At 62.9% G+C, this 22,142-nt stretch carries 22 protein-coding genes; 8 read left to right on the top strand and 14 right to left on the bottom strand.

Annotation, left to right across the window (positions count from 1 at the left end):
• Positions 1 to 133 precede the first annotated feature (133 nt).
• Both DQW50_RS04710 and DQW50_RS04705 read left to right on the top strand, forming a co-directional pair.
• Positions 134 to 904 carry a molybdopterin-binding protein gene (locus DQW50_RS04710; protein ID WP_198664607.1) on the top strand — a complete coding sequence of 257 codons (771 nt, stop codon included), beginning with the start codon at positions 134 to 136 and terminating at the stop codon, positions 902 to 904.
• Between the two features lie 41 nt (positions 905 to 945).
• Positions 946 to 2,856 (top strand): FAD-dependent oxidoreductase, encoded by a 1,911-nt coding sequence (locus DQW50_RS04705; protein WP_112078146.1) that lies wholly within the window; start codon positions 946 to 948, stop codon positions 2,854 to 2,856.
• A 90-nt stretch (positions 2,857 to 2,946) separates the two neighbouring features.
• Here the strand turns inward: DQW50_RS04705 and DQW50_RS04700 are convergent, their stop codons facing one another.
• On the bottom strand, positions 2,947 to 3,765 hold the full coding sequence (locus DQW50_RS04700) for a mycofactocin-coupled SDR family oxidoreductase (RefSeq protein WP_112078153.1): 819 nt from the start codon (positions 3,763 to 3,765) through the stop codon (positions 2,947 to 2,949).
• Between the two features lie 118 nt (positions 3,766 to 3,883).
• Here DQW50_RS04700 and DQW50_RS04695 point away from each other — a divergent pair, with 118 nt between their 5' ends.
• Together DQW50_RS04695 and DQW50_RS04690 are read left to right on the top strand one after the other, a co-directional pair.
• On the top strand, positions 3,884 to 4,339 hold the full coding sequence (locus DQW50_RS04695) for a putative quinol monooxygenase (RefSeq protein ID WP_241964338.1): 456 nt from the start codon (positions 3,884 to 3,886) through the stop codon (positions 4,337 to 4,339).
• Positions 4,237 to 4,542, top strand: coding sequence for a hypothetical protein (locus DQW50_RS04690; protein ID WP_112078145.1), 306 nt, complete (start codon positions 4,237 to 4,239; stop codon positions 4,540 to 4,542). The genes DQW50_RS04695 and DQW50_RS04690 overlap by 103 nt, the downstream gene beginning before the upstream one ends.
• A gap of 17 nt (positions 4,543 to 4,559) precedes the next feature.
• Here DQW50_RS04690 and DQW50_RS04685 read toward each other — a convergent pair whose 3' ends face one another.
• From DQW50_RS04685 to DQW50_RS18830, 5 genes are all read right to left on the bottom strand, one after another.
• Complete coding sequence (locus tag DQW50_RS04685; RefSeq protein WP_112078144.1) at positions 4,560 to 5,381, bottom strand: mycofactocin-coupled SDR family oxidoreductase; 822 nt, start codon at positions 5,379 to 5,381, stop codon at positions 4,560 to 4,562.
• A gap of 34 nt (positions 5,382 to 5,415) precedes the next feature.
• Positions 5,416 to 6,240 (bottom strand): mycofactocin-coupled SDR family oxidoreductase, encoded by an 825-nt coding sequence (locus DQW50_RS04680; protein ID WP_112078143.1) that lies wholly within the window; start codon positions 6,238 to 6,240, stop codon positions 5,416 to 5,418.
• 81 nt (positions 6,241 to 6,321) lie between these two features.
• Positions 6,322 to 6,591: a hypothetical protein gene (locus DQW50_RS18095; protein ID WP_198664606.1), complete on the bottom strand. Its 270-nt coding sequence runs from the start codon at positions 6,589 to 6,591 to the stop codon at positions 6,322 to 6,324.
• 1 nt (position 6,592) lies between these two features.
• Positions 6,593 to 6,796, bottom strand: coding sequence for an SDR family oxidoreductase (locus DQW50_RS18595; protein ID WP_198664605.1), 204 nt, complete (start codon positions 6,794 to 6,796; stop codon positions 6,593 to 6,595).
• A 113-nt stretch (positions 6,797 to 6,909) separates the two neighbouring features.
• On the bottom strand, positions 6,910 to 7,089 hold the full coding sequence (locus DQW50_RS18830) for an SDR family NAD(P)-dependent oxidoreductase (protein ID WP_394338568.1): 180 nt from the start codon (positions 7,087 to 7,089) through the stop codon (positions 6,910 to 6,912).
• Positions 7,090 to 7,243: 154 nt separating this feature from the next.
• Between DQW50_RS18830 and DQW50_RS04670 the strand changes: the two genes are divergently transcribed.
• The 3 genes from DQW50_RS04670 to DQW50_RS04660 all read left to right on the top strand — a co-directional run bounded on the left by DQW50_RS04670 (position 7,244) and on the right by DQW50_RS04660 (position 11,204).
• The gene (locus DQW50_RS04670) at positions 7,244 to 8,275 is read left to right on the top strand and encodes a thiamine pyrophosphate-dependent dehydrogenase E1 component subunit alpha (protein ID WP_198664604.1); all 1,032 of its coding nucleotides are present in this window, start codon (positions 7,244 to 7,246) and stop codon (positions 8,273 to 8,275) included.
• A 4-nt stretch (positions 8,276 to 8,279) separates the two neighbouring features.
• Positions 8,280 to 9,254, top strand: a complete 975-nt coding sequence (locus tag DQW50_RS04665; RefSeq protein ID WP_112078141.1) for an alpha-ketoacid dehydrogenase subunit beta — start codon at positions 8,280 to 8,282, stop codon at positions 9,252 to 9,254.
• 132 nt (positions 9,255 to 9,386) lie between these two features.
• Positions 9,387 to 11,204 (top strand): 2-oxo acid dehydrogenase subunit E2, encoded by a 1,818-nt coding sequence (locus DQW50_RS04660; RefSeq protein ID WP_112078140.1) that lies wholly within the window; start codon positions 9,387 to 9,389, stop codon positions 11,202 to 11,204.
• A gap of 471 nt (positions 11,205 to 11,675) precedes the next feature.
• On the opposite strand, the gene DQW50_RS04650 is transcribed toward DQW50_RS04660, so the two are convergent.
• The 8 genes from DQW50_RS04650 to DQW50_RS04615 form a co-directional block, all read right to left on the bottom strand.
• Entirely contained in the window at positions 11,676 to 12,497 is an 822-nt protein-coding gene (locus DQW50_RS04650) for a mycofactocin-coupled SDR family oxidoreductase (RefSeq protein WP_112078139.1), read from the bottom strand.
• A gap of 9 nt (positions 12,498 to 12,506) precedes the next feature.
• On the bottom strand, positions 12,507 to 13,331 hold the full coding sequence (locus DQW50_RS04645) for a mycofactocin-coupled SDR family oxidoreductase (RefSeq protein WP_112078138.1): 825 nt from the start codon (positions 13,329 to 13,331) through the stop codon (positions 12,507 to 12,509).
• 22 nt (positions 13,332 to 13,353) lie between these two features.
• Entirely contained in the window at positions 13,354 to 14,175 is an 822-nt protein-coding gene (locus DQW50_RS04640) for a mycofactocin-coupled SDR family oxidoreductase (protein WP_112078137.1), read from the bottom strand.
• A gap of 17 nt (positions 14,176 to 14,192) precedes the next feature.
• Positions 14,193 to 15,014, bottom strand: a complete 822-nt coding sequence (locus tag DQW50_RS04635) for a mycofactocin-coupled SDR family oxidoreductase (RefSeq protein WP_112078136.1) — start codon at positions 15,012 to 15,014, stop codon at positions 14,193 to 14,195.
• 34 nt (positions 15,015 to 15,048) lie between these two features.
• On the bottom strand, positions 15,049 to 15,876 hold the full coding sequence (locus DQW50_RS04630) for a mycofactocin-coupled SDR family oxidoreductase (protein WP_112078135.1): 828 nt from the start codon (positions 15,874 to 15,876) through the stop codon (positions 15,049 to 15,051).
• A gap of 17 nt (positions 15,877 to 15,893) precedes the next feature.
• Complete coding sequence (locus DQW50_RS04625) at positions 15,894 to 16,715, bottom strand: mycofactocin-coupled SDR family oxidoreductase (RefSeq protein WP_112078134.1); 822 nt, start codon at positions 16,713 to 16,715, stop codon at positions 15,894 to 15,896.
• A gap of 241 nt (positions 16,716 to 16,956) precedes the next feature.
• Positions 16,957 to 18,096: an ATP-binding protein gene (locus DQW50_RS04620; protein ID WP_198664603.1), complete on the bottom strand. Its 1,140-nt coding sequence runs from the start codon at positions 18,094 to 18,096 to the stop codon at positions 16,957 to 16,959.
• On the bottom strand, positions 18,093 to 20,039 hold the full coding sequence (locus tag DQW50_RS04615; RefSeq protein ID WP_198664602.1) for a VWA domain-containing protein: 1,947 nt from the start codon (positions 20,037 to 20,039) through the stop codon (positions 18,093 to 18,095). Before DQW50_RS04615 ends, DQW50_RS04620 begins: the two co-directional genes overlap by 4 nt.
• A gap of 155 nt (positions 20,040 to 20,194) precedes the next feature.
• Between DQW50_RS04615 and DQW50_RS04610 the strand changes: the two genes are divergently transcribed.
• Positions 20,195 to 22,132 (top strand): FAD-dependent oxidoreductase, encoded by a 1,938-nt coding sequence (locus tag DQW50_RS04610; RefSeq protein WP_112078132.1) that lies wholly within the window; start codon positions 20,195 to 20,197, stop codon positions 22,130 to 22,132.
• Positions 22,133 to 22,142 lie beyond the last annotated feature (10 nt).

Genomic DNA, 22,142 nt, shown 5'->3' with positions numbered 1-22,142 from the left:
AACAGCTGTTCTGTTCTAAAGAACAATTATCTATTTTGAGAGAACAGATAGGTAGTATAGACAAAACGAGGCGATAGCTGGAACCCGACAAATTCGCTTGGTTCTACACATCACATGTAACCAAAAAATCACGATGGACCCATCATACACTTACGAGGGGAGCGAGACTACACAGGTGAATAGAATGGCGACAACTGCCGCAATCGTCTCTATCGGGGACGAACTACTGGCGGGCGACGTTGAGAACACGAACGCGTCGTGGCTCGGGACCCGACTCACAGAGTTTGGTATCGACGTCCGTGAAATACGAGTCGTCCCCGACGAAGCCCCTACCATCGAGACGACCGTCTCGGACCTCAGCCAGACACATACCCTGGTACTAACAACTGGAGGGCTCGGGTCGACGCCGGACGATATCACGATCGAAGCAGTAGCTGACGCGCTGGGACTACCACTCGAACCCAATTCTGAGGCACGAGAACATGTGGAAGCAGCTGTAACAGAAATTCGGGAGGACCATCCCGACTTTCGACACGATATTGAGACAGCAGCACGGTATCCGGCTTCGGCAGAGATCATCCCGAACCACGTTGGGATCGCGCCGGGCTGTATCTGCGGGAACGTCTACGTACTACCCGGAATTCCTGCCGAAATGAAGGCCGTCTTCGAGCACGTTGCGAACGGTTTGGAGGGAAGTATCACCTCTCAGACGCTCTATACTGAGACGCCAGAAAGTCATTTGAACACGGTGCTTAGTGAGGTGAGCGAGCGGTTCGACGCGCGCATCGGTTGCTATCCGACAGGCGAACTGAAGCGGATCAGGATCGTCGGAGAGGAAGAAACGGCGGTCGAGGATGCAACAGCGTGGCTCGTCCGTCATCCAAACATCCGGCGGGACGTGTGAACTGCGCTATCTTCAAGTACAACTAATTGATATCTGTTAGCATGGACATCTCCGATTCCGCAACAGTTGGACCTCTCTCGGTTCCGAACCGTGGCGTCTTTCGGCCCGTTCGCACCCGGTTCGTCGACGATGGACGGCCGACAGAGGAGCTCGCTGCCCATCTCGCTGCTCGCGCAGCCGGCGGTGCGGGGCTGGTGGTCGGCCCCGCTGAGATGCTTGTCCACTCGTCTGCCAGTGGGCCGGCATTCATTGACGCGTACGACGAGGAGGTGGTCCCGGCGCTGGCGAGCGTCGTCGACGCCGTCCACGACCATGACGCGAAAGTCGTCGGGCAACTCACTCATACCGGTGCGGAATCCCGAGGTGACTGGGAAATGCAACCTCAACTGGCCCCTTCGGCGTCCCCATCCGATGCCGCCTACGAGATGCCCAAGACGATGACTCGGGACGACATCGACGAGGTACTATCCGGGTTCGGCGACGCAGCGGCGAACCTCGATGCAGCCGGCTTCGACGGCGTTGAACTGGCTGCGGGCCCGTTCTCGGTCCTCCGACAATTCCTGTCCCCGCGGTACAACGCCCGGGACGACGAGTACGGGGGCGACTGGTCGGCAAGGGCACGGTTCGTGAACGAAGCACTCGAGACAGCCGCTGACCGGATCGACGGTCCGGTCGGCCTCCATCTCTCGCTCGCGGAACTGGAGTACGGCGGGTACGCGTTCGACGACGTGCCCGAGATCCTCGACGCCCTGGAGGGGTTCGACTATCTCTCCTGTACGGTTGGGAGCCATGCGACGTACAACCAAACACACGCTGGAATTTCGACGGATGCTCCGGATCTGATCGGTCCGATCGCCACGGCCGCCGACACCGTCGACGTGCCCGTAATCGGGCGGTTGCCGTTCACGACGGTCGACGACGTCGACACCCTGTTCGACGCGGGCGCCGACTTCGTAAGCTTCACTCGTCAGCTACTCGCTGACGACGAAACGCTCCGGAAAGACGAAGCCGGCGAGGGCTACGACCGTTGTATCCAGTGTAACCAGAAGTGTCTCGAGGCGGTGTACGGGCACGCTCACGGCGGTCATGTCGAGTGTGTGGTGAACCCCCGAACCGGTCGGGAATCCGAACTGGTAGCCCGCTCCGCCCTCGACGACGCTGCGCTCCCTCAGCGCGTCCTCGTCGTCGGCGGCGGTCCGGCCGGACTGCGCTTCGCCGCGATCGCCGCCGAGCGCGGTCACGACGTGACGCTACGCGAGGCGAGCGATAGCCTCGGTGGTCAACTCACGCTCGCCGCGCAGGGACCGCTCGCGCCGTTCGGGCGCGCGGCCGCCGACCTGGAGACCGCCGCGCGCGAATCGGGGGTGACCGTCGAGCTCGATTCGCCCGTCACAGCCGCCGACGTGGAGCCATCGTGGGACGCCGTCGTCGTCGCGACAGGGGCAACACTCCCCGAGACTGGCGATCGGTTCGACGGGACGGTGGTAAACGCGTTCGACGTGCTCGAGGGCGCCGAGGTCGGGGAGGACGTGCTACTGTTCGACGAGAACCGCTGGATCGTCACCGTCCAGACCGGACTCGAACTCCTCGGCCGCGGGGCGTCGGTGGAGATGGTCAGCAGCGACCACTACCCCGCGTTCCGAACCGAGCAACCGAACCTTCCGGGGTTCGTTGCTGTACTACAGGCCCAGGGGGCCGAGTTCACCGGAAATCACACTGTCGATTCGGTCGCCGAGGACGGCACGGCCACCCTCCGGAACACGCTCACCGGCGACACCGCGACTCGCGACCCGGACACTGTGGTCGTTGCCGGTCGCCGACAGGCCGACGAGTCGCTCTACCTCGAGTTGGATGAACGTCGCGACGACGTCTACCGGGTCGGGGACGCCGTCTCACCTCGGAAGCTCGACCGCGCGTACTACGACGGCGAACTGCTCGCGAGACGGCTATAGGTAGTAGCCGACGGATCGGTTACGAGAGCGTCCGGTACAGCCAGTCGGCCAGCAGTGTCGGGACGGCGGGGGTCGTTTCTGGAGCCACGGTCATTTCGCCAGCATACCGGCGTCGACGGGGAGAACGACCCCGGTGACGTAGCGTGCGGCGTCACTCGAGAGCCACATGTACGCCTCGCTCACGTCGCCCGGCTCAATGAGCTGTTCATCCAACACGTTCATCGACCCGCTGGCATCGGAAACGGAAGCGAGCGCCGACTCTCCTACCGTCTCGAGAATACCGTCGATCATCGGCGTGGCGACGCCGGTCGGGGCGACACAGTTGACGTTCACGTCGTGGGGCGCGAGTTCGAGCGCGAGCGCCTTCGTCAGGCCGACGATGCCGTGTTTCGCGGCCGCGTAGTGGCCCGACCCCTTCGCCCCGACGAGCCCGGCCGTCGATGCCGTGGAGACGATTTTCCCACCGCCGTCCCGCTCGATGAAGTGCTGGCTGACGTGTTTCGCACAGAGCCATGCCCCCTTGAGGTCGGAGTCGACCAGTTCGTCCCACCGCTGTTCGTCCATCTCAACGAGGTCGGTGACGTTCCAGATGCCGGCGTTGTTCGCGAGGATGTCGATCGTCCCGAAGTGGTCGATCGCTTCCTCGACAGCAGTTTCGACTGCCGGCTCCCGGCGAACGTCGGCACGTACCACGAGCGCGTCCTGTCCTTCGTCCTCGACGAGACTGGCTGTCTCATCGAGTTGCGTCTCGGAGGCGAGTGGGTACTGACTGGTCTCGATCCCGCGTGCACCGCCGGTCACCACCACGTCGGCACCGTGTTTCGCGTAGTGTTGAGCGTGAGAGCGGCCCTGGCCTCGGCCGGCGCCGGTAACGAACGCGACCTCTCCGTCGAACCTGTAACGCGGCACTACCGTGTGTGTCGGTGCCATAGCAGTTCTAGTTTGCGGTGTCCGTGACGGAACGAGTACGTCGTATTGTCGTTCCGACCCGAAGCGACAGTGTGTGGGAAGTACCAGCGAACACACGATGATCGTACGCCACGCCTCGTTCCCGATCGACGCAGAGCGACGAGGCGAGACGCGTGACCACAGAGGGACGGTCGTCGAACAGTCGAACCGGGAGGACGGCGCGATCGAATACCGTGCCGCCGTGGACGTCGAAGACGAGAACACGATCCGGTTTTTGGAACGGTACGAGGACGCGGACGCGGTCGACGCGCACGATCAGACGGAGCATTTCCAGACTTCGAGGAACGACTTCCCGAACTGTTCGCCGGCGAGCCGACGGTCACCCGATTCGAGGTCAGCGACGCGACAACGCTCGAACTGTAGAGTAGACCCGTCCCGGAGAACTATTAGCGGGCAGTCAAATGCGGGCGTATGGCAACCGGTATCGAACTCGTCGTGTTTGCCGTCGTCGGCCTGTTTGGCACGAACGCGATCCCACACTTCGTCCGTGGAGTCACCGGGAAGCGCCACATGACGCCGTTCGGCTCGGAATCGAGTGCGGTGCTGAACGTACTCTGGGGTAGCGCGAACGCCGCAGTCGCTGGCTCGCTGGCGTGGGTGTACCGTGACGCCGTCGAGGCGAGCACGCTCGTTGTCGCCTTCGTCGCCGGCGTCGTGATGGCTGTCGGGCTGGCGTCGTACTGGACCGAGGAGAACCCGCAACTGCCCTGGGAGTGACCCAGAGCAGGAGGGTGCTATTTCGCGAGGAATCCGGCGTCGACCGGCAAGTATACACCGGTGACGTAGCGTGCAGCGTCGCTGGAGAGCCACATGTACGCCTCGCTGATGTCCTCCGACTCGATCATGCCGCCGTCGCCGAAGACGTTCCACGGGCCAGTCATCTCCGTCACCGCGGCGAGCGCCTCCTCGCCGTACGCCTCGTTGATGCCGGAGATCATCGGCGTGTCGATTCCCGTGGGGCCGATACAGTTGACGTTGACGTCGTACTCGGCGAGTTCGAGCGCCAGCGTCTTCGTCAAGCCGACGACCCCGTGTTTGGCAGCGACGTAGTGCCCCTGTCCGGGAATTCCGATCGCCCCCGCAGTCGAAGCAGTCGAGACGATCTTGCCGCCGTCGCCACGGTCGATGAAGTGCTGGCCGACGTGCTTCGCACAGAGCCAGACACCCTTCAAGTTCGTGTCGATCATCTCGTCCCACATCTCCTCTTCCATCTCGACTGCGTCGGCCATCGACGCGATGCCGGCGTTGTTCGCGAGGATATCGATGTGACCGAAGTGATCGACAGCGCGGTCGACCGCCGCCTCCACGTCGCCCTCGTCGCGAACGTCCATCTCGATCGCGAGGGCTTCCTGGCCTTCGTCCTCGACCAGGCTGGCTGTCTCCTCCAGTTCCTCGCTCGTCCCGAGGTCGTACGGCACCGTGTCCATGTTCCGACTGACGTCGGTGACGACGACGTCGGCGCCGTGTTTCGCGTAGTGCTGTGCGTGACTGCGCCCCTGTCCGTGCGCGGCTCCAGTGACGAACGCCACCTGACCGCTGAAGTCGTATTGTACCATTGTTGGGTGTTGGTGGTGGGTTGGTTGCGGGTCGTTACTTCGCGAGGAACCCGGCGTCGACCGGGAGGTACGTGCCGGTGACGAAGCGTGCGGCGTCGCTGGAGAGCCACATGTACGCCTCGCTGATGTCCTTCTCTTCGATCATCCCACCTTCCGGATCGAAGATGTTCGTCGGGCCGCTCATCGCACCGATCTCCTCCATGAACTCTTCACCAGCGGACTCGATCATCCCCTGGACCATCTGGGTGTTGATCGCCGTCGGCCCGATACAGTTGACGTTGACATCGTACTCGGCGAGTTCCAGCGCCAGCGTCTTCGTCAGACCGATCACGCCGTGCTTGGCGGCGACGTAGTGGCCGTTGCCCGGGACACCAGCTTTGCCGGCCGTCGAAGAGGTGGAGACGATCTTGCCGCCGTCGCCCCGGTCGATGAAGTGCTGGCCGACGTGTTTCGAACACAGCCAGACACCCTTGAGGTTCACGTCGATCAGTTCGTCCCACATTGCCTCGTCCATCTCGGTCATTTCGGAGATGGACTCGATACCGGCGTTGTTTGCCAGGATGTCGATCTTTCCGAAGTGGTCTACGGCCTGGTCCACGGCGGCTTCGACCTCGTCTTCCTTGGAGACGTCGGCCTCGATTGGAAGCGCCTCCTGTCCTTCCTGCTCGACCAGGTTCGCGGTTTCGGCAAGTTCCTCCTCCGTCCCGAGGTCGTACGGGACCGTCTCCATGTTCTCGATGATGTCGGTAACGACGACGTCGGCGCCGTGTTTCGCGTAGTGCTGTGCGTGGGAGCGTCCCTGTCCGTGCGCGGCTCCGGTGACGAACGCCACCTTGCCGCTGAAGTCGTATTGTACCATTGTCTATCTTACCTGGACAAAGCCCGCCGTTGGTTATCACTTCACTTCGAATGTGCTGTGGGCTTTGGCGCGACATTCTTCTCAACCAACAGTAATAAAACTAGGTACGTGTTCGAACGCTTTCTGGTTCGAGCGACCGACGTGCCCGAGCTGGACGGCAGGGTCGTCGTTCTGCGAGAGACAGTGGGCGAGGGAGGCGTGGCGCGGGATGCTACCGTTGGTGCAGGTATCCCCCTCCCTTGGAATATCGTGTTCGTCCGCCGCGGCAGGGAGAGTGATCCCGGTGACGTAGCGGGCGGCGTCGCTCGACAGCCACATGTACGCCTCGCTGATATCCCGCGACGATAGCATTTTACCGGGGCTCGAAGACGTTGAACGGGCCGGCGAGCGCCCCGGCACCCTCATCCAGGACCTCCTCGCCATAGGCCCCGAACATGCCATCCATCATCTGGGTGTCGATGGGGGTCGGTGCGACGGCGTTGACGTTGACGTCGTACCCGGCTAGTTCCAGCGCCAGCGTCTTCGCCAGGCCCCGCCCCCGGTGCTTCGAAGCCACATAGTGGCGTTCCCGATCGGCACGCCCGAGAAGTCCGACGTCAAGGCGGTGCTAACGATCTTGCCAACGTCATCCCGTTCGATGAAGTGCTGGCCGACGTGTTTCGAACACAGTCAGACGTTCTTGAGGTTCACGTCGATCGACTCATTCCAGGTCTCCTCGTCCAGCTCCGTCGCCTTCGCGATGGACTCGATACCGGCGTTGTTGGCGAGGATGTTGATCCGTCCGAACCGGTCGATGGTCTGGTCGAAGGCGGCTTCAACCTCGTCCTCGTTGAAGACGTCGGCCTGGATAGGGAATGCCTCCTGTCCTTCCTCCTCGACCAGGTCCGCGGTTTCGGCCAGGTCTCGTCGGTATTAACGTGCGACTGGGGCGATCGACTGTCGCAGTACCATGATACGTAGATTTAATATGATGTGCGGTAGCATTTGTCAGTACCGTGGGATCATGAGTCAAGAAACTAACGTACACGATCACGACAAGTCGAACCTCCGTGAGATGTATCGTCAGATGAAACTGACCCGAGAGGTGGAACTGGCGCTACTTGACTTGGTCGAGGCAGGCGAGATTCCGGGCGATGCACACATGTGCAACGGCCAGGAGGCGAGTGCAGTCGGGACCTGCTTCGCTCTCGATGACGACGACCTGATCACCGGCACACACCGCAGTCACGGCCACGTACTGGCTATGGGAACGGACGTGAACGAGCTACTGGCCGAGTTCGGTGGCAAAAAAACCGGCGTCGGTGGTGGCCGTGGTGGCGAGTTCCACCTCTACGATCCTGAAAACGGGGTGTTCGAGACCAGCGCCGTCGTCGGGGCGAGCGTCCCTCACGGTGCCGGTGCGGCTCTCTCCAGCCAGATCGACAACGACGACCGTGTCACGGTCGCCTTCTTTGGTGACGGCGCCTCGAACGAGGGCGTCGTCTTCGAGACAATGAACATGGCCGCCATATGGGATCTGCCCATCGTCTTCCTGTGCGAGAACAATCAGTACGCCGTGTCGACGTCGTCTGACTACTCGATCCCGACCGACGACATCTCCGACAGAGCTACGGCGTTCGACATGCCCGGCAAGACGATCGACGGCCAAGACGTCCTCACCGTCTACGACGAAGTGTCCGAGGCGGTCGCCGCGGCGCGCAACGGCGAGGGGCCGCAGTTCGTCGAGTGCGAGACCTACCGCTACTTCGGGCACTTCTCGGCCGAGCAGGACCTCCTCGGGGACCGGCCCTACCGCACCGAGGAGGAGATTCAAGAGTGGCGCGAGAACAGGGACCCGCTGAAACTGTTCAAAGACCGGGTGACCGACGCTGGCGTGATGGACGATTCGGAGTTCGAGGACATCGACCACGCGGTTGACGAGACCGTTGAGGAAGCGGTCGAGTTCATGCGCGATAGCGAGGAACCGGCCGGCGAGCGAGCCCTGGAAACGATCTACGCCGAGGACAACGTCCAACCGGCGCCCAAGTACCGGTGAAACCATGTCAGAAAAAGCGTACCTAACGGCGGTCATCGAAGCGTACCGGCAATCAATGGCGGCAGACGACGACGTGATCCTTCTCGGAGAGGACGTCCAGAAAGCGCTGTTGAATACCTCGATCGGGTTGGCCGACGAGTTCGGCGAGGACCGGGTCAGGGACACTCCAATCGCCGAACCGGGGTTCACCGGTATCGGTGTCGGCGCGGCCATGGACGGCAAACGGCCCATCGTCGAGTACCAGATCAACACGATCCCGCACCTGACGATGGAACAACTGGTGAACAACGCCGCCCGGATCCACCACATGAGCAACGGCCAGTACTCGGTCCCAATGACGGTGACGGTCCCGATGGCCGGGTCGCCGGGTGGACTCGGACCCCAGCACTCCGAGGCACCACACGCGGGACTGATGCACTACGGTATGAAGCAGGTGATCCCGAGCACACCGTACGACGCGAAGGGGCTCCTGCTGAGCGCCATCGAGGACGACGACCCCGTGGTCGTGTACTTCCCCGTAGTCCTACAGGGGGACACCGGTGAGGTCCCCGACGAAACGTACACCGTCCCGCTGGGGGAGGCCGCGGTCAGGCGCGAGGGCGACGACGTGACGGTAGTCGCCGTCGGCGAGACGGTGCCACAGGCGACTGCGGTCGCCGAGGAGTTCGAGGGGGAGGCGAACGTCGAGGTGCTCGACCTCCGGACGCCACTCCCACTCGACGAGGAAGCGATCCTGAACAGCGTCAAGAAGACCGGTCGCGTCGTCGTCGTCGACACCGGAAACCGGATGTGCGGGACAGCCGCAGAGGTCGCGGCCCGGATCGCCAACAAGTCGTTGTTCGACCTCGACGCACCGGTCAAGCGCGTGACCCGGGCCGACGCCCCAGTGTCGTACAGCGAGCCCGAGGAGGGCGAGGTACTGCCGGATCAGGCAACCATCTCGCAGGCCGTCGAGGACGTGCTCTCGCCGACGTTCTGATGGCCGCGGGGCCGAACTGCCGGCGAACGGCACCGCTCGCCGTTGGGCCGGTGGTGACGCTGTCTCGCGGATACCACGAGTGATACACAGTACCACCCACAGATTTACATCGGAATCGGAGGAGGGTCGTGTATGGCGTACATAGTGACGATGCCGAATCTGGGGATGTCGATGACCACCGGCGAGGTGCTCCAGTGGTTCGCGGACCGCGACGCGGCGGTAGCCGATGGCGACCGACTCCTGGAGATCGAGGCCGAGAAGACGACGGCCGAGATCGCCGCGAAAGAAGACGGCGTCCTCCGGGAACGGTTCGCCGACGTCGGCGACAAAGGGCCGCCGGGCGTCCCCCTCGCGATCGTCGCAGACGAGGGCGCGGACATCGGGGACCTCACGGCCGAGGCACGGTCGCGTCTGGACGATCTCGAACCTGCCGACACCGATGCGTCAGCCGGCGACGACGGGAGTGAACCAACGGCCGACGACGCCGAGGGGGGCGCCATCGACGACGAGCGCTCGACTGACGATGCCGGCGACTCTTCGGATGGGCCGGTAGGCGTGAGTCCTAGGGCTCGCCGTCGGGCAGCGGAACTAGACGTCGACATCCATCAGGTCACGGCTGCCGTCGACGAGAGAATGGTCACCGAAGACGATGTCCACGCCTGGCACGAACGCCAGACGGCCACGCCCCGGCTGACTCCCCGGGCGAAGCGCCGTGCGGAGGAACTGGGGCTAGATCCCAGTGATATGCCCGTGCCCGACGACGGGTCGGCGGTTACCGCGGACGACCTCGACGCCCTCGCGACCGGTGGCCCTGCCTCTCAAACGGTCCGTACCGAGCGCGAACTGGACGGGATGCGAGGACAGATCGCCGACCGCCTGAGCGAGAGTTACCGGCAGGCAGTACACGTCACTGTCGACCGTTCGGTCGATGTCGAGGCGCTGTTCGAGGCGGTCGATGCGGCCAGGGCGGAAATCGACGGAGACGTCTCGGTGCAGGACCTGCTCCTCCGAGCAGTGTCGCGTGCACTGTCCGAACACCCGGCATTCAACGCGACGTTCGAGGACGGCGTCCACCGCCAGTACGAGGAACACAACGTCGGCATCGCTGTGGACGTCGACGACGGTTTGCTCACGCCCGTGGTGCCCGACGTGGCGTCGAAGTCCCTGAGCGAGTTGAGTGCGACCCGCCGAAACCTGACCGAACGCGTCCAGGCCGGCGAGTACGACCTGGACGACCTCGCCGGAGGGACGTTCACGGTCTCGAATCTGGGTCCACTCGACGTGGACTCGTTCACCCCGATCATCAATCCTCCGGAGGTGGCCATCCTCGGTCTCGGTCGTGCAGAGCAGAGAGCCGTCCACACATCGGAGGGGACCACGTCTCAACGCCACCTGACGATGTCACTGTCGTTCGACCACCGTGTCGTCGATGGGGCAGATGCGGCCAGATTCCTCGAGACGATCTCCGAGGGCGTGACGGAGCCAGAACGCCTCCTCCCTGAGGGAGTAGCAGTCGGCGGCGGAGACACCGACGCCGAGGAGATAGAGCCGGCAAACCGGCAGGTTACCGCCAGCAACGACGACGGTCTGGCCGGCGACGTCGACTTCGGTGAGTACGCTTGGCGATTCGACGAACCGGCAGATGTCGGCGGAAGTGGCACCGCACCGACGCCCGTGGACCACTTCTTGGGGTCACTGGCATCCTGTCTCGCCGTCTCGACGCGCTTACAGGCCGAGAAGTACGACGCCGACCTCGCGTCGGTCGATGTCGACGTGACGGGGCAGCCAGACCACGGTCGGATCGAGAACATCGACGCGACCCTCACGCTGGAATCCGACGCCGACGAGGAGACCGTCGAACGAATCGTCACGTCCGCCAAGCGAATCTGTACCGTCTCGAACCTGATCCGGGACGACGTCGGCCTCGACGTTCGATACGAGCGGTCGTGACTCCGGGTGGTCGTCTGACGGCGAATCGACTCTCGACCGTGGCGGTGCGACGGCTCAACCCCCCATCTCTACCGAGGGCCACTCCAGTCGACGGTACCACTCGTCAGAGTGTGGCGTCGTTTGATGGCGTTCTCGTCAAAAAATCTCGGTGGCGTCGGTGGTTGCGGGGGGTGTTCACTTCGCCGCTCCGTAGTCGCCACACGACCGTATTTTGCGTACTCTGCCGCGTGTGATTGACCCTGTACACGTGCGGTCCCGGTGACGAACGCTACCTGCCAGTTGAAATCGTACTGAACCATCGTGTTCACCTGAACGAACCAGATCCTCGAAGCGATGTCTCGCCGACACTCACCTGTAACCGCACCCGTCGCATGTGTAATTTGTTCACGATGAACTAACAGAGAACTGATTGAGAAAACTAGCCGGAAAGGGACCCAACGGAACGGGTCGAGACCGATCTCGACAGCCCCGCTACTTCGCGGTCATCCCGGCGTCGACCTTGAGCGTCGTCCCGGTGACGTAGCGGGCGGCGTCGCTGGAGAGCCACATGTACGCCTCGCTGATCTCCTTGGGTTGCAGCATCTCGCCGGGTTCGAAGACGTTGGCCGGCCCGGTCATCGCCATCGTCTCCTCCAGCAGTTCGTCGCCGTACGATTCGACGTACCCCGAGATCATCGGCGTGTCCATGCCCGTCGGTGCGACGGCGTTGACGTTGACGTCGTACTCGGCGAGTTCCAGCGCCAGCGTCTTCGTCAGGCCACGCACCCCGTGTTTCGTGGCGACGTAGTGGCCGTTCCCGGGGGCACCGGTGAAACCAGCAGTCGACGTCGTCGAGATTATCTTGCCGCCGTCGCCCCGCTCGACGAAGTGCTGGCCGACGTGTTTTGCGCAGAGCCAGACACCCTTCAGGTTCGTGTCGATCATGTCGTCCCACATCTGCTCGTCCATCTCCGTCATGTCCGTGGCGTTGAAGATGCCGGCGTTGTTGGCGAGGATATCGACGTGACCGAAGTGGTCGACGGCCTGGTCGACGGCGGCCTCGACCTGGTCCTCGTCGCGGACGTCCATCTCGATCATCAGCGCCTCCTGACCGTGGTTCTCGACCGCCGAGGCTGTCTCCTCCAGTTCCGTCGACGTGCTCATGTCGTACGGGTTCGTGTCGATGTTCTCGCAGATGTCGGTGACGACGACGTCCGCACCGTGTTTCGCGTAGTGTTCGGCGTGCGATTCGCCCTGACCGTGACCGGCACCGGTGACGAACGCCACCTGGCCGCTGAAGTCGTAGTTTACCATCGTTCTGGGTTATTTTGCGGTGTGTCCAGTGTCTACAGGTAGCACGATACCGGTAACGTAGCGGGCGGCGTCGCTGGAGAGCCACATGTACGCCTCGCTGATGTAGCGCGGATCGATACCCGGCTCCTCTGGCGTGAAGATGTTCATCGGCCCGGCAACCTCGCCGATACTGCTCAACGCTTCCTCTCCGTAGGCTTCGATCATCCCGGGGACCATCGGACTGTTCACAACCGATGGGGCGACAGCGTTGACGTTGACGTCGTACTCGGCGAGTTCCAGCGCCAGCGTCTTCGTTATCCCGACAACACCCCACTTGGAGGCGACGTAGTGAACGATTCCCGGGTTGCCGGTTAGCCCCGCCTGTGAGGTCGTCGTGACGATTTTACCGCCATCTCCGCGATCGATGAAGTGCTGGCCGACGTGTTTCGCGCAGAGCCAGACGCCTTTGAGGTTCGTGTCGATGACCTCATCCCACATCGCCTCGTCCAGTTCGGTCGCGTCGGAAACAGTGACAATACCGGCGTTGTTCGCGAGGACGTCGATCCTGCCGAAGTGATCGATCGCTTCCTCAACGGCGGATTCGACCTGTGCCTCGTCGCGAACGTCCATCTCGATCGCGAGGGCTTCCTGGCCTTCTTCCTCGACCAGACCTGCTGTCTCTTCGAGTTCGCCCGACGTTCCGAGATCGTACGGTACAGTGTCGACATTCTGATTGATGTCGGTGACGACGACGTCGGCGCCGTGTTTCGCGTAGTGCTGTGCGTGCGAGCGCCCCTGTCCGTGCGCGGCACCGGTGACGAACGCCACCTGGCCGCTGAAGTCGTAGTTTACCACTGGTTTCCTGTTCTGACTGCGATCATTTCGCGGTCGCTCCGGCGTCGACGGGCAGTGCGATCCCTGTGACGTAGCGTGCAACGTCGCTGGAGAGCCACATGTACGCCTCGCTGATGTCCTTCGGCTCGATCATCTCGCCCGGCTCGAACACGTTCATCGGGCCGGTCATCTCGCCCATGTTCTCGAGCATCTCCGGCCCGTAGGCCTCCATGTAGTTCTGCATTCCCGGACTGTCAAGCGCCGTCGGACAGACGGCGTTGACGTTGACGTCGTACTCGGCGAGTTCCAGCGCCAGCGTCTTGGTGAGGCCGATCACGCCGTGTTTACCAGCGACGTAGTGACCTACCCCCGGCGCACCGACGAGCCCGGCCGTCGAGGAGGTGGAGACGATCTTGCCGCCGTCGCCACGGTCGATGAAGTGCTGGCCGACGTGTTTGGAACACAGCCAGACGCCTTTTAACAGCGTGTCGATCACCACGTCCCACTGTTTCTCGTCCATCTCGGTCATGTCCGCGGCCGGCCAGTGGCCGGCATTGTTCGCGAGGAAGTCGATGTGACCGAATTCGTCGAGCGCCTCGGTGACGGCGGACTCGACCTGCCCTTCGTGACGGACGTCCATCTCGAGGGCGAGCGCGTCCTGCCCCTCGTCCTCAACGAGGTCGGCGGTTTCGTGGAGTTCGTCGGTGCTCCCCATGTCGTAGGGAACGTGGTCGATGTTCTGCCCGACGTCGGTGACGACGACGTCGGCGCCGTGTCTCGCGTAGTACTGTGCGTGCGATCGTCCCTGACCGTGTGCGGCACCGGTGACGAACGCGACCTTACCGTTGAAATCGTATCCTGGCATAGTGTCGTGATTACTGGTTATTTGGCGAGCATTCCTGCGTCGACGGGAAGCCCGATCCCGGTGACGTAGCGGGCGGCGTCGCTGGAGAGCCACATGTACGCCTCGCTGATGTCCTTCGATTCGATCATTCCGCCGTCGCCGAAGATGTTCCACGGGCCGGTCATCTCCGTCGCCGTCTCGAGCGCCTCCTCCCCGTAGGCTTCCATCACTCCCGCGACCATCGGTGTCTCGACGCCGGTGGGACAGACCGCATTGACGTTGACGTCGTACTCCGCGAGTTCCAGCGCCAACGTCTTCGTCAGCCCCAGCACGCCATGCTTGGCGGCGATGTAGTGACCCGATCCGGGCCCTGCAACCTTACCGTAGATCGATGAGGTGGAGACGATTTTGCCGCCGTCACCACGGTCGATGAAGTGTTGGCCGACGTGCTTCGCACAGAGCCAGACACCCTTCAGGTTCGTGTCGAGCATCTCGTCCCACATCGCCTCGTCGATCTCGACCAGATCGCCGAAGTGGGCGATGCCGGCGTTGTTGGCGAGGATGTCGATCGTCCCGAAGTGGTCGACCGCCTCGTCGACGGCCGACTTGACCTGGCTCTCGTCGCGAACGTCCATCTCGATAGCCAGCGCTTCTTGCCCCTCCTCTTCGACGAGGCTTACCGTCTCGTCGAGTTCTTCGGGAGTGCCAAGATCGTACGGCACCGTGTCCATGTTCCGGTTGATGTCGGTGACGACGACGTCGGCACCGTGTTTCGCGTAGTGCTGTGCGTGCGAGCGTCCCTGTCCGTGAGCGGCACCGGTGACGAACGCCACCTGGCCGCCAAAGTCGTATTCTACCATTGTTGGGTGTTGGTGGTGAGTTGGTTTTGTGTCGTTACTTCGCGAGGAATCCGGCGTCGACTGGGAGCGTGATCCCGGTGACGTAGCGTGCGGCGTCGCTGGAGAGCCACATGTACGCCTCGCTGATGTCGCGCGATTCGAGCATCTCGCCCGGGTCGAAGATGTTGAACGGGCCCGAGAGCGCGGCGGCACCCTCGTCGAGAACCTCCTCGCCGTAGGCCTCAAGCATCCCGCTGACCATCGGTGTGTCGATGGCCGTGGGGGCGACTGCGTTGACGTTGACGTCGTACTCCGCGAGTTCGAGCGCCAACGTCTTCGTCAGCCCACGAACGCCGTGTTTAGCGGCGACGTAGTGGGCGTTCCCGAGCGGAACACCCGTGAACCCCGATGTCGACGCCGTGGAGACGATGTTGCCGCCGTCGCCACGGTCGATGAAGTGCTGGCCGACGTGCTTCGCACAGAGCCAGACCCCTTTCAGGTTCGTGTCGACCAGTTCGTCCCACATCGCCTCGTCCATCTCCGTCGCCTCGGTAATGGACTCGATACCGGCGTTGTTGGCGAGGACGTCGATATGGCCGAACTCGTCAACCGCCTTATCGACGGCCGACTTGACCTGGCTCTCGTCGCGAACGTCCATCTCGATCGCGAGCGCCTCCTGCCCCTCCTCCTCGACGAGACGTACCGTCTCTCCGAGTTCGTCCGATGTACCGAGATCGTACGGTACGGTGTCCATGTTCTGTCCGACGTCGGTGACGACGACATCGGCGCCGTGTTTCGCGTAGTGCTGTGCGTGCGAGCGTCCCTGGCCGTGAGCGGCGCCGGTGACGAACGCGACCTGACCGTCGAAGTCGTATCCTGGCATTGTCCCGTGATCGCTTGTTATTTCGCGAGCATTCCGGCGTCAACGGGGAGCGTGATCCCGGTGACATAGCGAGCGGCGTCACTTGACAGCCACAGATAGGCTTCACTGATATGTTTGGCCTCGATCATCCCACCGTCGCCGAAGAGGTTGAATGGGCCGGTCAGTTCAGCGATCTCGTTGAGCATCTCCTCGCCGTAGGATTCGACGTAGCCCGAGATCATCGGCGTGTTAATTCCCGTGGGTGCGACAGCATTGACGTTGACGTCGTACTCGGCGAGTTCGAGCGCTAACGTCTTCGTCAGTCCACGAACTCCGTGCTTCGTGGCAACGTAGTGCCCGTTCGCAGGCGTGCCGACGAAGCCGGCCGTCGATGAGGTGGTAACGATCTTGCCACCGTCACCCCGCTCAATGAAGTGTTGGCCGACGTGTTTCGAGCAGAGCCAGACACCTTTCAGATTTGTGTCGATCATCTCGTCCCACATCGCCTCGTCCATTTCCGTCATCTCCGAGGCGTTGAAGATGCCGGCGTTGTTTGCGAGAATGTCGATGCGACCGAACTCGTCGACAGCTTGGTCGACCGCCGCCTTGACCTGGCTCTCGTCGCGAACGTCCATTTCGATAGCCAGCGCTTCTTGCCCCTCGTCCTCGATTATGCTTGCCGTCTCCTCCAGCTCGTCCGGTGTACTGAGATCGTACGGATTCGTTTCGATGTTCTCACAGATGTCTGTGACGACGACATCCGCGCCGTGTTTCGCGTAGTGCTGTGCGTGTGAGCGCCCCTGGCCGTGACCGGCACCAGTGACGAACGCTACCTTGCCGCTAAAGTCGTACTCTGGCATGGGTTTTCTCCGGGAACAACTGTTTGTCATCAGACCTCATGGTGTGTGTTCCCAACCGACAGTTACCTGATCATACATGATAAATATGATGGTACTTACCGATCGCCGGTAAAATCCCCCATCAGAGCGACCAACACGACGTTAAAGGAATTATACCAGTACGACGTTGATGAAACGAGTACGAGAACGAGGCCGAACCGCATACGCTTTGAGAGCGGTGTTCGATCTCCCAGTCGGTTGCTCAGTCTTCCAGCCCGAGGTCGCGCCGCACGTCGTGGAACGTACTCAGTACGTCCTGTTCTTCCTCCTCGAACGGCAGTCGCTGGAGCCGGTGTTCCAGCGCCATCCGCGCGACACGGCGGACAGTTCGAGGGGTAACCTCGTCGGCGCCCTCGTAAGCCGCCAGCGTCCGGGCGACCCGGCGGAGCGTGATGTCACCGCGGTGGCCGTCGACATCGAGTTCGATGTTCATCCCCGCGATCAGCCGTGCGATCTCGTCCCCGAGTTCTACCTCGTCGAGTCGCTCGCGGGCCGCCACGATGTCGTCCCGTAGCGTCGCCTGCTCTTCAGCATATTCGGCGCGGAACGCTTCGGGGTCGGCCTCGAAATCGGCACGACGGCGACTGATCTCGACGCGGTCGTCCACTTCGTTGACTCCTTCCACGTCGACGACGAGGCCGAAGCGGTCGAGGAGTTGCGGTCGCAGGTCGCCCTCCTCGGGGTTCATCGTGCCGACGAGGATGAACTCCGATGGATGCCGGAACGAGACGCCCTCGCGTTCGACGATGTTCTCGCCCATCGCGGCCGCGTCGAGCAGCACGTCGACGATGTGGTCGTCGAGCAGGTTCACCTCGTCGACGTAGAGGATGTTGCGGTTGGCCTCGGCCAGGATTCCGGGTTCGAACTCCCGTTCCCCCGCCTGGACCGCACGTTCGAGGTCGATGCTCCCGACGACGCGGTCCTCCGAGGCGTTCAGCGGCAGGTCCACCACCCGCATCGGCCGCGTCTCGGTCGGGAGGTCCTCGCCAGTACCGTGGCGCCTGCGGCACTCATCGCACATCCGGTCGGGATCGGTCGGCGGACAGCCGTAGGGACAGTCTGCCACGGCCTCGATGTCCGGGAGCACTTCCGCCAGCGCACGGACCGCCGTCGACTTGGCCGTCCCCCGTTCGCCCCGGATCAACACGCCGCCCACGTCGCGGTTGACGGCGTTCAACACGAGCGCGCGCTTCATTTCGGTCTGGTCGACGATGGCCGAGAACGGGAACGTCCCGTCGGCCCGTACTTCGTCTCCGATCGTCTCGATGTCGTGTGTGATATCGTGGTCGGTCATCGATTGGTGTTGGTCGGGTTTCCCCGCTGCTTCGTCGCGTCGTGTCATACTGTCCCCTCTTCCCAGTCGAGCGCTTCGAGATCGACGTCACGCGGCAGGTCGATCAGCGGCAGGTAGTCGGCGCCCATCGTCGCCGCGAACTCGCGGTTGCGCTCGTGGCGCTTCCGTTTCATCCGCTTGGCCTTCCGATCGGTCCAGATCTCGTCGGGCGTCGTGTCGAGTTTATGTCCGGTGTCGACGAACACTGCCGGAACATCGTCCTCGTCGAACAGCGCCGCGGCACGGAGCGCGTCCTCTCTAGCGTCGCCGTCCTCGCGGTATTCGACGTTCGACTGCCCGTCCGAGAGCACTACGACCAGCGGGTAGAGCTCCTGGTCGCGACGTTTCTCACGGTCCACGAGCTGGTAGGCCTCAACCAAGCCATGGGCCAGCGGCGTATTGCCGCCGACGGTCAGCCGCGAGACGGCGTCGCGGGCCCCCCGATGGTTGCGAGTGGGTTCGACCAGCGTGAAGGCGCTCTCGCCGCGGAAGACCACAACGGCGACCCGGTTTCGAGCGCGATAAGCGTCCTCGATCAGCGAGAGCAGGCCGCGTTTGGTTTCCATCATCTGCCGGCCGCTCATCACGCTCCCGCTGGCGTCGACGACGAACACCACCAGCGCACGAGCGGTCCGCTCACGGAACTTCTGTCGGAGGTCTCGTGGCTCGATGACCAGGTCGTCCCCCTCCCGCCGGCGCTGTCGTTGGTGGGGTGCAGCCGCCCGAAGCGTCGCGTCGATAGCCACGTCGTCCACGTCCTCCTGTATGCGCGATCGGACGTACCGACCGCTACGTACGTCAACACGTGAGGGTGTGCGCCGTGCGAGCGCGCTCCGCATCGTCCGGTCCTTCTCCGGGTCGATGGCGGTTCGATCGACCGCGTAGGACTCCTCGCCTTCGGCGATCGGGATACCTCCGCCTTGCTGGTCGGCCGAGTCGTCGCCCTCGGGGTCGTCCTCGTCGTCCTCACCCTCTTCAGCTTCGTCGTCGTCGTTCCCGGTCGAGAGCGCTGCCTCGCCGAAGCTCATCTCGGCGACGCCCTCCACTCGGTGAGGGAACGCGAAGTATTGTGCCTCCGCGACGTGTGCGTCGGTCACCTCGTCCTCGCCGTCGAATGCCGCGATAGCGCGCGCGATCCGGGAGACAGCGATGTCTGCGCGCATCCCGTGAGCGCGTTGCCGGAGCGCCTCGTAGGAGGCGTCACGCAACAGTTTCTCGGATATTTCGACATCGGTGAGCCGCTCGCGTGCGTCCCGCACTCGTTTGCGGAGCGCGTCCTGTTCGTCGGCGTATTCGGTGCGGAACGCCTCGGGATCGGCATCGAACGCCTCTCGACGCTCGGCGATTTCGACGCGCTCGGCTGGGTCGTCGCTGGCTTCGACGTCGACGATGATGTCAAAGCGGTCGAGAAGTTGCGGTCTGAGCCCGCCTTCCTCTGGATTCATCGTGCCGACGAGGATGAACTCAGCCGGGTGACGGAAGGAGATCCCCTCGCGCTCGACGATGTTTTCACCCATCGCGGCCGCATCGAGCAGGACGTCGACGATGTGGTCGTCGAGCAGGTTCACCTCGTCGACGTAGAGGATGTTACGGTTGGCCTCTGCGAGGATACCCGGTTCGAACGTCGCCTCGCCAGCATCGACGGCTCGCTTCAGATCGATACTGCCGACGACGCGGTCCTCGGATGCGTTCAGCGGTAGGTCTACCATCTGCATCTGTCGTCGCTCGACCGGGAAGTCGGCGGCAGCTACGTGCCGCTGCCGGCACTCGCTACACATCCGATCGGGATCACCGGGTGGACAGCCGTAGGGACAGTCCGCGACGACATCGATCTCGGGAAGGATCTCTGCGAGCGCACGGACACCGGTTGACTTGGCAGTACCGCGCTCACCACGGAGCAGTACACCGTTCACGTCAGGGTTGACAGCGTTGATTAGTAACGCACGCTTCATCGCTTGCTGATCGACTATCCCGACAAACGGGTACGATACCTCCATGTCAGTATCTCCCAATGGGATATAACGTTATAAACAATTTCCGGCCCGCCGTCGGCGGTACACCTTTATCCTCGTCCGAACAATACGTGGTAGAGAACCACATACAATCCATGCCGGACATGCTTTTCACACCGAGACGAATCGGGTCGGTGACTATCCCAAACCGGACGGTGTTCCTGGCCCACGAGACGGGGTTCGCGGAGGACGGTCTGCCGACGGAACGCGACGCAGCGTACTACGAGGCCCGGGCCCGCGGCGGCGTGGGTCTCATCATGGGCCCGTCGAGCATGCTAGTCCACCCGAGCGCGTCGAATCCGATGTACGCCTCGGGGTACGATCCTGACGTGGTCCCGCGCCTCCAGATGATAGCGGACAGAGTTCACGACTACGGGACCAAGGTGTTCGCCCAGCTCCAACATACCGGTGGGGAAGATACCGGCGAGCACGCGATGCGGGAGACGTGGGCACCCTCGGCGATTCCGTCGGAGTACGGCTACGAGATGCCAAAGCGAATGGAGAAGGGGGATATCGAGGAGATCAAACTCGGCTTCGCCAAAACCGCCGAACACGTCAAACGGGGCGATCTCGATGGGATCGAACTCAAAGCCGGCCATGACGGGATCCTTCGACAGTTCCTCTCGCCGAAGTACAACCACCGTGAAGACGAGTACGGCGGGTCGCTGGACGGTCGTGTTCGGCTCGTGAACGAGGTCGTCGAGGCGATCCGAGACCGGGTTGGCGATGACTTCCCAGTCGGTATCCGGCTCACGCTGGACGAGATGGAGGAGGGTGGCTACGGTTACGACTACGCGGTCGAGGTGATCCGCCGCCTTCACCCGAGTTTGGACTTCATCGACTCCGACATCGCCACCATCTCGAAGCTGTACATCACCGATGCGCCGATGCACGCACCGCTTGGCTACACCTCCGAGTACTACGGTGCAGCGAGGGAGGAAGTCGACATCCCAGTCATTGCGGCCGGTCGGATCAACGATCTCACGAAGGCCAACGACGTGCTGGAGGAGGGCCGGGCGGACTTCGTCGGAATGTGCCGTCAACTCATCGCCGATGCCGACACGGTCCGGAAGGTCCGGCGCGGCGAGGACGAAGAGGTCACCCACTGTATTGCGTGTAACCAGAACTGTCTGGGTGGCATCCACACTAACGGTCACGTCGGCTGTATCCAGACGCCTCGATCCGGGAGGGAGACGAAGATCCCCCACCTCGAGGACCGCGATCCGGCGTCGGCGCCCCGGGACGTGCTCGTCGTCGGCGGCGGGCCCGCGGGACTCTCTTTCGCGGTGACGGCCGCCGATCTCGGCCATCGGGTGACCATCCGGGAGCGAGAGGAACAACTCGGCGGCCAGTCGAACATCGCTACACAGGTCGACTCCAGACAGGAGTTCGGCGATGCCGTCCGGAACCTAAAGAACCAACTGGACAACCGCGACGTGACCGTCGAAACGAACACGGAAGTCGTCCCCGAGGACGTCAGTTCCGACGCGTGGGACGACGTGATCGTCGCCATCGGCGCCAGCGAGAGCCAACCCGACCTACAGGGACCGGACGTTCACCGCTCGTGGGACGTCCTATGCGGCGAAGAAGTCGGGGACTCGGTGATCGTCTTCGACAACAACAAACACGCAGCAGGAGTCAGCGTCGCGGAGTACCTCGCGGGCGATCACGACGTGACCTTCGTGACCACTTCCTACCACCCGGGTGATCAGTTGGAGGGAACAAACGTTCCGCCGTTTCTCGAAACACTGTACGAGCATGGCGTCGACATCGAGACCCACGCCACGATCATCGGTTTCGAGGATAACACCGCACAGTTGCTCAACGTCTACTCCGAAGACGTGAACACCGTCTCCGCTGACTCGCTCGTGGTTGCGGAACGTCGGGAGGCCCGGACTGGCCTCGCCGACGCGCTGGTAAAACAGGGATTCACGGGCGATTCGGTCCACCGCATCGGCGACTGCGTCGCGCCGCGACTGATCGACAAAGCCATCTACGACGGCGAGATGCTCGCTCGGGAGCTATCCACATGACCATGAGGTG

The sequence above is a fragment of the Halorubrum sp. 48-1-W genome (genome assembly GCF_003287355.1).
Lineage (GTDB): Archaea > Halobacteriota > Halobacteria > Halobacteriales > Haloferacaceae > Halorubrum.
The sequence above is the reverse complement of the archived record's forward strand: the minus strand, read 5'-3'. Positions and strand labels throughout refer to the sequence as shown.